The sequence below is a fragment of the Pseudonocardia adelaidensis genome (assembly GCF_039543345.1).
Lineage (GTDB): Bacteria > Actinomycetota > Actinomycetes > Mycobacteriales > Pseudonocardiaceae > Pseudonocardia > Pseudonocardia adelaidensis.
Map to the genome: position 1 here is coordinate 27,233 of NZ_BAABJO010000028.1, position 10,275 is coordinate 37,507.

Annotated in this window: 11 protein-coding genes; 4 read left to right on the forward strand and 7 right to left on the reverse strand. The window is 71.2% G+C overall.

Annotated elements, in window-relative coordinates; translation table 11 throughout:
- Positions 1–3: 3 nt before the first annotated feature.
- The 4 genes from ABEA81_RS30155 to ABEA81_RS30170 form a co-directional block, all read right to left on the reverse strand.
- Positions 4–906, reverse strand: a complete 903-nt coding sequence (locus ABEA81_RS30155) for a TIGR03564 family F420-dependent LLM class oxidoreductase (protein ID WP_345609660.1) — start codon at positions 904–906, stop codon at positions 4–6.
- Positions 907–925: 19 nt separating this feature from the next.
- Positions 926–1,912, reverse strand: a complete 987-nt coding sequence (locus ABEA81_RS30160; RefSeq protein WP_345609662.1) for an ABC transporter substrate-binding protein — start codon at positions 1,910–1,912, stop codon at positions 926–928.
- 9 nt (positions 1,913–1,921) lie between these two features.
- Positions 1,922–3,199, reverse strand: a complete 1,278-nt coding sequence (locus ABEA81_RS30165; protein ID WP_345609664.1) for an FAD-binding oxidoreductase — start codon at positions 3,197–3,199, stop codon at positions 1,922–1,924.
- A gap of 253 nt (positions 3,200–3,452) precedes the next feature.
- Positions 3,453–3,893: a MarR family winged helix-turn-helix transcriptional regulator gene (locus ABEA81_RS30170; protein WP_345609666.1), complete on the reverse strand. Its 441-nt coding sequence runs from the start codon at positions 3,891–3,893 to the stop codon at positions 3,453–3,455.
- An 82-nt stretch (positions 3,894–3,975) separates the two neighbouring features.
- Between ABEA81_RS30170 and ABEA81_RS30175 the strand changes: the two genes are divergently transcribed.
- Positions 3,976–4,788 carry an SDR family NAD(P)-dependent oxidoreductase gene (locus ABEA81_RS30175; RefSeq protein WP_345609668.1) on the forward strand — a complete coding sequence of 271 codons (813 nt, stop codon included), beginning with the start codon at positions 3,976–3,978 and terminating at the stop codon, positions 4,786–4,788.
- A 48-nt stretch (positions 4,789–4,836) separates the two neighbouring features.
- On the opposite strand, the gene ABEA81_RS30180 is transcribed toward ABEA81_RS30175, so the two are convergent.
- Entirely contained in the window at positions 4,837–5,454 is a 618-nt protein-coding gene (locus tag ABEA81_RS30180) for a GntR family transcriptional regulator (protein ID WP_345609764.1), read from the reverse strand.
- A gap of 150 nt (positions 5,455–5,604) precedes the next feature.
- Here ABEA81_RS30180 and ABEA81_RS30185 point away from each other — a divergent pair, with 150 nt between their 5' ends.
- Positions 5,605–6,234, forward strand: a complete 630-nt coding sequence (locus ABEA81_RS30185) for a helix-turn-helix domain-containing protein (RefSeq protein ID WP_345609670.1) — start codon at positions 5,605–5,607, stop codon at positions 6,232–6,234.
- 297 nt (positions 6,235–6,531) lie between these two features.
- Here the strand turns inward: ABEA81_RS30185 and ABEA81_RS30190 are convergent, their stop codons facing one another.
- On the reverse strand, positions 6,532–7,632 hold the full coding sequence (locus ABEA81_RS30190) for a thermonuclease family protein (RefSeq protein ID WP_345609672.1): 1,101 nt from the start codon (positions 7,630–7,632) through the stop codon (positions 6,532–6,534).
- A 539-nt stretch (positions 7,633–8,171) separates the two neighbouring features.
- Here ABEA81_RS30190 and ABEA81_RS30195 point away from each other — a divergent pair.
- Entirely contained in the window at positions 8,172–8,438 is a 267-nt protein-coding gene (locus ABEA81_RS30195; RefSeq protein WP_345609674.1) for a hypothetical protein, read from the forward strand.
- 640 nt (positions 8,439–9,078) lie between these two features.
- Here ABEA81_RS30195 and ABEA81_RS30200 read toward each other — a convergent pair.
- A complete protein-coding gene (locus ABEA81_RS30200; RefSeq protein WP_345609676.1) occupies positions 9,079–9,252 on the reverse strand; it encodes a hypothetical protein in 174 nt (57 codons plus the stop codon).
- A gap of 634 nt (positions 9,253–9,886) precedes the next feature.
- Here ABEA81_RS30200 and ABEA81_RS30205 point away from each other — a divergent pair.
- Positions 9,887–10,234 (forward strand): hypothetical protein, encoded by a 348-nt coding sequence (locus ABEA81_RS30205; protein WP_345609678.1) that lies wholly within the window; start codon positions 9,887–9,889, stop codon positions 10,232–10,234.
- Positions 10,235–10,275 lie beyond the last annotated feature (41 nt).

Here is a 10,275-nt window from a genome sequence, read left to right on the forward strand (position 1 = left end):
AGCCTACGATCGGCAGCTCAGCAACAGGGCCCGGCTGCGCGCTCGTTCCTCGGAAGACCCGAAAGGGGCACCGGTGAACTCGTCGACGCCCGCCGCGCGCAGCTCGTCGATCCGCGCCGCGACCTCGGACTCCGTGCCGATGAGCGCGGCGTCCTCCGGCCGGGCCCAGCCCTCCCGGTCGAGCATCGCCCGGTAGGACGGGAGCGTCCCGTAGACCGCGAAGTCGCGCGCCGCCTTCGCCCGGGCCGCCGCGGCGTCGTCCGTGACGCAGATCGGCAGGGCCGCGACGACCTCGACGCGCCGGTCGCCCGCGGCCGCACGCAGCGTCGGCCCGACGTGCTCGCCGAGCGTGCGGGGGCCGGTCATCCAGGTGACGGTGCCGGACGTGCGGCGCCCGGCGAGCCGCAGCATCTGCGGCCCGAGCGCGGCGACGTACACCGGCGGCGCCGGCGCGCCGGGGATCTGCAGGCTTCCCCGGGTGGTGGTGAACTCGCCCGCGGCGTCGGCCGGGTCGCCTGCCAGCAGCGGGAGCAGCCCGTCGAGGTACTCCGACATCCGCCGCACCGGCCGGTCCCAGGACATCCCCCACATGTTCTCGACGACCGGGCGGTGGTTCATCCCGACGCCCAGCAGCAGGCGCCCGCCGGAGACCAGGTTCACCGTCAGTGCGCGCTGGGCCAGCGCCATCGGGTGCTGCACCTGGATCGGCAGCACGCCCGTGCCGACCTCGATGCCCTCGACCTCCCGCGTCGCCACCGCCAGGACCGTCAGCAGGTCGGGGTCGTGCGGGAGCTGCGCGGTCCACACGCGCGTGAAGCCCTCGTCGCGCACCGTACGCAGCCGCTCGACGTAGCCGTCCACGGGGGAGCGGCCGTCGCTGAGGTAACCGAAAACGCTGATCCGCATACCGCCACTCTCCCAAGGTTCAGCGCGTCCCGAGCACCGTCCACTGGTCGACGAGCGCGTCGAGCACGGAGTCGTACCCCTGGAACCCGTACGAGCCCACCGACGCCTGCGAGTTCACCTTCACGACGCGGCCGGCCCGCACGGCCGGCAACGTCGGCCAGAGTGGCGAGCCCTCCAGCTCGGCGAGCGCGACCTCGCCGGCGGCCCCGGTGTTGTGCATGACGACGATCGTGTCCCCGGTGAGCTGCCCGATGTTCTCCGGGCTGATCAGCACGTGCTCGTCGCCGTACGGCTCGCCGGTGCTGGACGCGATGTCCGGCACGATCCGCCCGCCCGCCGCTGCCAGCCAGCGGGCGACGGAGGACCCGGTCGGCTGGTAGATCCGGAACTGTTGGCCGCCGATGCTCAGCACCACCGACACCTCCCCGATCTCGCCGAGCTCCTTCAGGCGCGCAACGCGGCGCTCGTCGAACGCTCCGATCACGGCTTCGGCCTCCGCCTCGCGACCCAGCGCCGCCGCGATCGCGTGGAGGCCGACCGAAGCGTCGGTGAAGTCCACGTCGACCGCCACGGTCGGCGCGATCGCCGACAGCGCCGGGTACTTCTCCTCGATCCCGCCGGTCCAACCGATCACGAGGTCGGGTCGCAGGGCGGCGACGGCCTCCAGGTTCGGGTCGTCGGCGTTGCCCGCGACCGGCAGGATCGCGACGTCCCGCGCCTGCTCGGCCACGCCCGGCGGGAACGGCGTGCCGATGATGCTCTCGTAGGTGAGGGCGCCGACCGGCGTGACCCCGAGCGCGAGCAGGTGGGGGAGCGCGGCGCGGCGGTCGAGCGCGACCACGCGCGTCGGGGTCAGCGGGACCTCGGTCGTGCCGAGCGGGTGCCGGACGGTCCGGGTGGCCGGAGCGGTCGGCTGATCCGCCGTGGCGCAGGCGGTCAGGAGGCCGGAGGTGGCCAGGATGGCGAGGAACTCCCGGCGGGTGGCGTCGAGCACGGTCGAGGGCATGGCGGGAGATTAAGTAAGGCTCCCCTTGCTTGTCGAGAGCGGTGGGATGTTGTGGTTGCGGTGGAAGACGTTCCCAGGGTCGTACGCCGTCTTGACCTCCCGCAGCCGCCGGTGGTCCTCCGGCGTGAACGCGTCCTGCGTCCGCGTCGTGTCGTGCAGGAAGTTGAGGAACGACCCGCCGGTTGCCGAGGCCGTGATCGCCTCGGTGGCCGGCGCGGCGATCTTCATGACGAACCGCGCGTCGCGGTGGCCGACCGGGCCGGGGTCGTCGTGCGAGGGCCGCGCGATCGCGCCGCCCCAGTGCTTGACCTCGACCGTCACGCCGCTCTCGACGACCGCCCTGATCGTGTCCTCCGAGAGCTCGTCGTACATCGCGAAGGTGATCGGCGGCGTGCCCCCGATCGTCGACACCTCGGAGTAGCGCATCTCGCGGAACCGGTCCACGAGCGGCGTGCCGGCGGCGTCGAGCAGCGGCTGCAGCGCGGCCCGGCCGTTCCCACCCGCGTGCACCGCGCGGACCACCAGCGAATCCGGGCTCACCACCACCGAGACCGACAGCTCGTCGGGCAGCTCGTCGCCGTGCTCGGCGAGGTAGCGCAGGGCGCGCCCGGCTCCGTCGACCGGGAACTCGGCGCTCCCGCCGTAGACGCTCGGCACCGGGTGGAGCTGCAGTTCCAGCGAGGTGACGACGCCGAAGTTGCCGCTCCCGCCGCGGATCGCCCAGTAGAGGTCGGTGTGGTGGTGCCGGTCGGCGACGACCACGCGCCCGTCCGCCGTCACGAGCTCGGCGCGCAGCAGGCTGTCGGCGGCTAACCCGTACTTGCGCGACAGCCAGGACAACCCGCCGCCGAGGGTGTAGCCGACGACGCCGACCGACGGGGTGTCCCCGGAGAGCGGGGCGAGCCCGAACGGCTCGGCCGCGGCGACGACCTCGCTCCACCGCACCCCGGGCCCCACCCGGGCGATCCGGCGGTCGGGGTCGACGAGCACCTGCGCCATCCGCGAGGTCCGCAACAGCAGCCCGCCGTCGGGCGCGACGACCGTGCCGTGGCCGGTGGACAGCACGGTCAGTGGGACGCCGCCCCGGCCCGCGGCGCGGACCGTGGCCTGGACGTCGGCGACCGTCTCGGCGTCGACGACGGCGGCCGGCGCGCCGTGGAAGCCGTCGCGTTGGCGTTCGTACCCGGCGTCGCCGGGCAGGAGCAGGGCGCCGGTCAGCCGGTTCTTCAGCTCGTGTGCAACCTGGCCGACGGTCGGTGCGCTCGTCGTCTGGGTCGGGGTGCTCATCGCGATCTCCTCGGGCCGTCTCGTCGCCGGTGGGACCGGCGGCCGGCCGGGAGGCCGGGTACGAAAAGGCTGCTCCGAGGGGGCGTCCGGGTCGTCCGTCCGGCGTGGGCTCCTCGCCTACGTCGCGGTGCCCACGGCCGTGCGATGCGCTACGTCGCCGGAGGTACGCCCGGCGTCGACGTCAGCCGGCTGGGCGGCGTTCGGCGGGCGGTGGGGTCGCGACCGGCTCGGTGATCAGATCACCGGTGCGCCGTCAGGACCTGTGCCTCAGGGCCGGATCGGACTGGATGACGCGGCTCAGCAGCGTCGAGAGCTGCCGTAGCTCGTCGTCGCTCAGCACCGCCAGCGGGGTCTTCTCCAGCGCCGTGCGGAGCAGCTCGTCGCGGACCCGGCGGCCCTCGGCTGTGAGAACGAGGAGTCGGGAACGGCGGTTGGCCGGGTCCACCGTCCTCTCCACCAGGCCCCGCTCGACGAGCTGGTTGGTGATGAAGGTCAGGTTGGAGGCGTTGCAGTAGAGCCGCTCGGCCATCACCTTCATGGACGGCGGCGGCTCGTCGGGGTCGATCACCCACAGCGCCTGGAACGTCGCCGGGGTGAGTCGGTGTCCGGCCAGCGCCTGTCCGATGAGGTCGTTGGTCCGCGTCCAGATGTCGTTGGTTGCGGCGACCACGGCGGTGAGCTCGCGAGCACCCATCCCTCCACCCTATCGTTGATTCAAGACTTGAAGTGTTGTGGTAGGTTCGATGCTTCGAGTCTTGAAGTGAATGGAGGGGTCGATGGCAGATGGCTTCCACGGCATCGCTGCACTCGTCACCGGTGCGTCCAAGGGCCTTGGACGGGCGTATGCGCTGGAGTTGGCCCGCCGCGGTGCGCGCGTCATCCTGGTCGCGCGCTCCGAGGGGGACCTGCGGCGAGTCGCCGGTGAGATCGGGGAACGGACCGATGCGCCGCCCGCGGTGGTGATCAGCGTTGACCTTGCCGCGTCGGACGGCTCGCAGCGGGTCGTTCGCGAGATCCGATCTCGCGGTCTGACGGTCGACCTCCTGGTGAACAACGCCGGCGCGGGGAGCGCGGGTCCCTTCCTGAGCCGCCCGCTCGAACCACAGCTGACGACCGTGGATCTGAATGTCACGGGCCTGCTCGCGCTGAGCCACGCGTTTGCGGAGCAGATGGTGGCGCGGGGCTCCGGGGGCATCATCAACGTCTCGTCCGGGGCTGCCTTCCAGCCCATGCCGTACCAGGCCGTCTATGCCGCAACGAAGGCGTTGGTCCTGTCCTTCACCGAGGCGCTCGCCGAGGAGCTGCGCGGTACCGGCGTTCACGTCATGGCGGCGCACCCGGGGGCGGTGGCGACCGGATTCTTCGACGGCACGTCGGCCACGATCGACCCGGCTGCCGACGCGCCCGAGGTCGTCGCGTCCCGGACGCTCGACGACTACGCCCGAAGGCGCGCGGCCTCCTACCCGGGCCGATTCACGACACGGGCGATGACCTGGCCTGCACGCCTGTTGCCGCGCACTGCGGTCACACGGCTGAGTGGCGCCTTCAACCGCCGTCAGGGCCTGCACGAGGTCGTCGACCTCGGGTGAGGGAGGTCCGCGGATCGCGCCTGCGTGGCACGGCGTGAGCGAGCCCGGTCAGTTCGTCGTGCGCGACGGGGCGGGCCCGCCCAGGGCGCGATAGGTGAGGTCGACCAGGTAGTCGTTGAGCCGGTGCGACGCGGAGACGGCTTCGGACTCGTCGCCGTGCGCGACGGCGCGCAGGACCGAACCGTGGAGGTCCGCCGCGATGCGCAGGTGCTCGGCCACGTCGGGGATGTGGGCGAACCAGAACCGGCGCGTCAACGACTGGAGCGGCGTCATCGCGAGCTCCAGGTAGTCGTTGTGCGCGGCCTCGACGACCATCCCGTGGGAGCGCTTGAGCAGTGCGGCGAAGGCGCGGACGTCCTCCCCGGCGAAGTCGTCCAGCTCGACGGTCAGGGCGAGCATGGCCTCCTTCTGCCGGGTGGTCGCGCGGTAGGTCGCGAACCGGACCGCCATCTCCTCCAGCCCCCTGCGCAGCTCCAGTAGCCGGAACTGGGCCTCGACCGATGCGGGCGCGACGAAGACCCCGCGATGGGGATGGATCTCCACCATCCGCTCGCGCGCGAGCCGCTGCACGGCCTCCCGCACCGGGGTCCGCCCGTACCCGAGCTTCTCCATCAGGCTCGACTCCGACACCGAGGCTCCGGGCGGGAGCTCCTGGAACGTGATCAGCGTGCTCGGGTTCTACACGCTCTGTGCCTACGTCGTGCGCGCCACCGGGGACACGAGCGGACTGCGGGATCTGGCGGTGACGATCCGTGCGTTCACCCGCCGTCGGGACGGCGAGCGTGCTGTCTCTCGTCGAGCCCTGGGGCGCCGTCGATGACGGTCGACAAGGTCCACGTGCTCAGGGCGCTCGCGGTGCTCGAACTCGAACTCGATCAGCTCGTTGCCCACAAGGTGGCTGCTGCCAAGAAGGCGGGCCTGAGCTGGGATGAGATCGCGCAGGCGTCCGGCGTGAGCCGGCCGTCGGTGTGGCGCCGCTGGAAGGATGGCGTCGACGATCCGCGCCCGACGCGGCCGGCGCGCCGGGATGCGTCGCGGCTCCTGTTGACTGGTGCGGCAGCCGCGGTGGTGCACCGGTTGACGGACGAACTTGCCACCCGTGCGGTGGGCCGGAAGGACGACCACCCGTGGTCCGGGGCCGTGCGGGTAGCCCTGAACCGGCTGTCGAAGACGTACGAGGTGACACAGCGCGGAGCCCGGGAGATCGAGTTCCGGTTGCACGGCACCCGGATTCAGGTCACCTGCCTCGAACCGGGTTCCGACGGGCCGGGCGGGCTGAGCGTGCTCATCGCCCCCCGCCCGGAACTGACCTTGAGCGGCAAAGGGACGGTGCGGACTGCGGGCCTGACCAGCGATGTGCTGATCCCCGTCGCCGGTGAGGAGCTGATCGACTCGGTGCTGACGTTCCTGCGTCAGCAGATCGAGGCAGATGCTGAATCCGCCTGACGTTGAGCACTTCAGGCACGTCGAGGACGAACACGACGGCAACGCGAGCGTCAAGATCACCCCGCGGAGGATCTTGCTGCCCGGCGCACCGTGCGACCGTGGTCAGACGTGCTGCGGCATCATGGTTCGACGTGTGATCACCGGTGATCGACATCAAGGTGTTCTTGACGTCGGCGCGGCGTTGGCAGCAGACCGGCCCGACCCTGATCCCGCTACGGACGGGTGGCGGCGATCGACGACTGCGGGAGCGGTTGGACGTGAGGTGCAGTTCTCCCACCGAGAGGTCGTCGGGTCAGCTCAGCAGGGGTGCCAGACCTTCCCGCCTGGTTCGTAGCAACGGGGTCCGTTGTACCCGGGGTACGGGTTCTTGTCCGGCGAGGATTTCCGTTGGGTGCGTGGCTCCGGTGCCGGCGCGGGCTTACGGGGAGCAGGCGCCGGTTCGGCATCGCGTCGAGTGCGCCGTTGTTCCGCGGCGGCTTCGGCCTTCCGTGCTTCGGCCTTCCGTGCTTCGGCCTTCCGCGCTTCAGCTTCTCGTGCTTCCCACTCTCGTGCCTCTCGCTCTCGCTCCGCGGCGGCCGCAGCCTCGGCGGCTTCTCGGCTCTTGGCGGCCTCCACCATGGAGCGCAGTTCGGTTTCCTTGTGCTGGGCGGTTTCGCGGGCCGAGGTGACGGCCGCGGCGAGTCGGTTCCGATCGTCCTCGGAGAGGACGGACCAGACGTGCCCGATCCGTTCGCCGGTGAAGGCGTTCTCGAGTGCGATCACTTGCGCGACGATGGATGCGACCTCGCCTGCGGTCACGTCGAGATCGCTGGACGGCGCGTCGGCAGGCTGTGCTGGAGCGGCCGGCGCGTTCTCGGCGGCGGTGGTGACCGCCGCGACCCGTGCCGGGATGGTGCAGGCGACGTCGGCGGAGTAGAGCCCGCGACCGTGCGAGACCGCCTCCTGCTGTGCTTCGAGGACCGGCGGGTAGAAGCGGTCGTTCGGGCCGATGACGACGGCCGCGGCGAGGCCCTGACGTGCGACCTCGGCGTTGACGAGGGTGCCGTCGCCGCTGCGTACGCCGGCGAGGGTACGGCCGTGTTGATCCAGGCGTTCCTCGTCGTACTCGAGGGAGACCGTCGATCCGACGGGGATGAGGGTTTCGAGGAACCTCGCCGCCTCGGGCCCGAGGCACTCGATGTCCTTGTTCGGGTGCTTCGTCTCCGGGGTGTCGACGTTGAGCAGCCGGATCCGCTCGGTCCGGCCGTCGACCTCGGCGTCGAAGGTGTCGCCGTCGATCAGCTTCGTCACGATCGCCTGGTCGAGGGCGTCCGAGCCCTGCGCAACGGCGACGACCGCGGTCGTCGACACGCCCGCTGCGGCGACGAGGCCCACCAGGAACTTGCCCAGGCCGATCACGAGTCCTCCAAGTCGGGTAACGGCGGGGGTGCCCACATGGGACCCCGGACCGGTCGACGACTCGGTCGGTGCGCCTTCGCAGCCCGGATTCGGGGATCGGGTTCCCCGCGTTACACCTGACGACGCTCTGCGAGCTCGACCTGCAACCTGGGGTTGGAGTCGGGGCAGCGGGCACTGGCGCCGGCCCTCTCACACGGACAGGGGGAGCCCAGGACGTGGTGCTCGCTCACCGACCGATCACCGGCTGTGCCCTCTCCCTGCTGCGGGAGCGGGCGGCCTTGCGTTCGGCGGCTGGTTTCCTCACGACCGCGGTCCGCTGCCTGGCTTCCCGCACCGCCGCTCTCCGGGCGGAAGCAGCCTGCTTCGCCGCAGATCGCCGCGCTGCGAGCCGTGTGGCGGGTGAATTGATCTTGTGAAGTTGGTCTGGGGCCTTCCGGCGCGGGCAGATCCGGTCAGTGCCGGGTACCTCGTGGAGCCGGAACCCGCGGGACGGGCCTACGAGCGCGACACCGCGTCGGTGGCACCGAGGGCAGGTTGCTGTGGCCGCACCGGCAGGCTGCCGCGAAGCCGGGACGTTCGGCCGCCCGGCGCGTTCGCCGGTACGCAATGTCGTCTCTGTGCTCGGCTTCCGCGCCGGTGCCGCGGACGCCACTCCGGATGGCGCTTTCGCTGGGCGCACACGCCGCTTTCCGTTCGTTCGTGCAGGTATCGCCCGTATCGCCATTGTTCTGCTGGCCTCGCGCGGGCCGAGGAGGCTGCTGCCCGCGAATCTGGCCATGATCGGAGTGCTGTGCCCCGACCGGTGAAAGTCGTCGTCGCGCCGGTCCTCGATGTCGTCGAGATAAGATCCGTAGCCCATCGTGTCCCCCATGGCAGATCCGATCATCCATCCGGCCCATCATTCGGCGGCACTCCGGATTGTGTTACGAACCGGTCCGGGTTCTGGCCGCATCGTCCGGCGCCTGGCCGACCTCGACAAGGAAGCTGTTCACCGCGCAGGAACGGCCGGATTTCGGTCGCCCGTCAGCGGATCAAGCTCGGCCCACGTCATGCTGGCAAGCTCGTCACGGTCATCGTCGAGGCACCCACTTCCGCGTCCTGTACAACGGCGAAGAGATCGCCGGCCGGCCCCGACGCAGCCCCGCACCCATCACTCGCCTCCACGTCACCGGAGCCGGCGTCCACGACACCCCAGCTCGTCACTGATCAACTGATGACGTCCGGGTCAAGCGTCACCTGAGACCACACACCGACATACGGATCTGTCGTCGGCGCGATGACATATGTTCGTGACGTACCGACGTACGATCGGAGCTGCCACCGCACCCACACCGGGGCAGGATGCACTTCGACGAAAAGCGAACACAGATCCGCAGCGATCTGGCCTGGCTCGTCCTGCTGACGGGCCAGGCCTTGCCCATGCGCACGTCGAGCGTGCGCGGATGGCTACCTGCAGGTCAGCAGGAACGCCCGGCTGCGGGCCCGCTGCTCGGACGTGCCGAAGGTGGACCCGACGAACTCGTCGACGCCCGCCTCGCGCAGCTCCGCGATCCGCTCGGCGACCTCGGACTCGGTGTCGATGTGCGCGGCGTCGAAGCAGACCGTAGGTACCTCGCTCACCACGCACGGTCACTCGATGACGGTTCGCCCGGACGTCGTAACGAGCGGACACGCCGCGCGACTGGTGCAGCCGGCGATGATCGTCGCGGCGAGCGCGACCCGATGGTCCTTCGTCCATGACGGCCCCGTCCGCGCCCGAGGTCCGGAGCGAGATCGAGCTGATCGCTTCGGGCATCGCGTGCGCGATCTCGTCCAGCGCGGCCGACGCTGCCCGCATGGCCGACCCTCCACCTCCGACGAGCGCAGCCGTGGCCGCGACATCGCGACCCCGGCTCTCGTGCTCGATCGGCGTCGCCGGCACCGCGTCCGATCAGCTCGATCCGGCGGCGGTCCACGTCTCGTGGCCGGCCGACGCGATCACGGTAGCGGCCCAGCCGAGGTGGTCGGCGATGCCACGTCGCATCTCCCGGACTCCCGTCGCGGGGGAGCGGTGGAACCGGCGGGCGCTCGAGATCGTCCATGCCGGCCATGACGACTCGAATCCTGCTGGTACTCGCCGCAATGGCCGTCGCGGTCGCCTGCCGCCGCCGGTGCCGCCGTTCCCGGCGGCGCCCGGCATGCGCCCTGCCCCGTCCCGACGGATGATCCCGCGCGGTACGCGGGACCGAACGCGGCGTTCCGCTGCCACTTCGCGATGGCCGACCCGAACGGCCTGGTCGTCGTCCTGCGAGAGGGCCGGGCCGCTGCCGCGGGTCCGGGCCCGTTCGGACGGCAGCACGCGGCGGTCGACCGCGGAGTCAGCCAGGAGGTGATCGCGCGGGTGGTGAGCAACGCCACGCCGATCGCCGGTGAACAACGCAGGCTGCACTACATCGAGGACATCCGCCTCGATGGGCGAACGGCGGAGATCTGGGTGGTGGTCGATCGCGCGCCCTCGCGGCAGGCGCCGGACACCCGTCCGTTCGGGGTGATCACGGCGTTCTGCAGGGGTGGGGGAGGCGGGGAGCCGGAGAGGTGTCCGTCGTGGGTGAGCGCTGGATGATCTCGACGACGGGCCGCGGCCGCCTATGTGATCGGCCGCGG

What these genes read in the sequence shown, in the direction of transcription:
- ABEA81_RS30205 (WP_345609678.1), top strand. Translation starts at nt 9,887, where the DNA reads ATGGCCGACCCGAACGGCCTGGTCGTCGTCCTGCGAGAGGGCCGGGCC.
- ABEA81_RS30185 (WP_345609670.1), top strand. Translation starts at nt 5,605, where the DNA reads ATGACGGTCGACAAGGTCCACGTGCTCAGGGCGCTCGCGGTGCTCGAA.
- ABEA81_RS30160 (WP_345609662.1), bottom strand. Translation starts at nt 1,912, where the DNA reads ATGCCCTCGACCGTGCTCGACGCCACCCGCCGGGAGTTCCTCGCCATC.
- ABEA81_RS30175 (WP_345609668.1), top strand. Translation starts at nt 3,976, where the DNA reads ATGGCAGATGGCTTCCACGGCATCGCTGCACTCGTCACCGGTGCGTCC.
- ABEA81_RS30170 (WP_345609666.1), bottom strand. Translation starts at nt 3,893, where the DNA reads ATGGGTGCTCGCGAGCTCACCGCCGTGGTCGCCGCAACCAACGACATC.
- ABEA81_RS30155 (WP_345609660.1), bottom strand. Translation starts at nt 906, where the DNA reads ATGCGGATCAGCGTTTTCGGTTACCTCAGCGACGGCCGCTCCCCCGTG.
- ABEA81_RS30165 (WP_345609664.1), bottom strand. Translation starts at nt 3,199, where the DNA reads ATGAGCACCCCGACCCAGACGACGAGCGCACCGACCGTCGGCCAGGTT.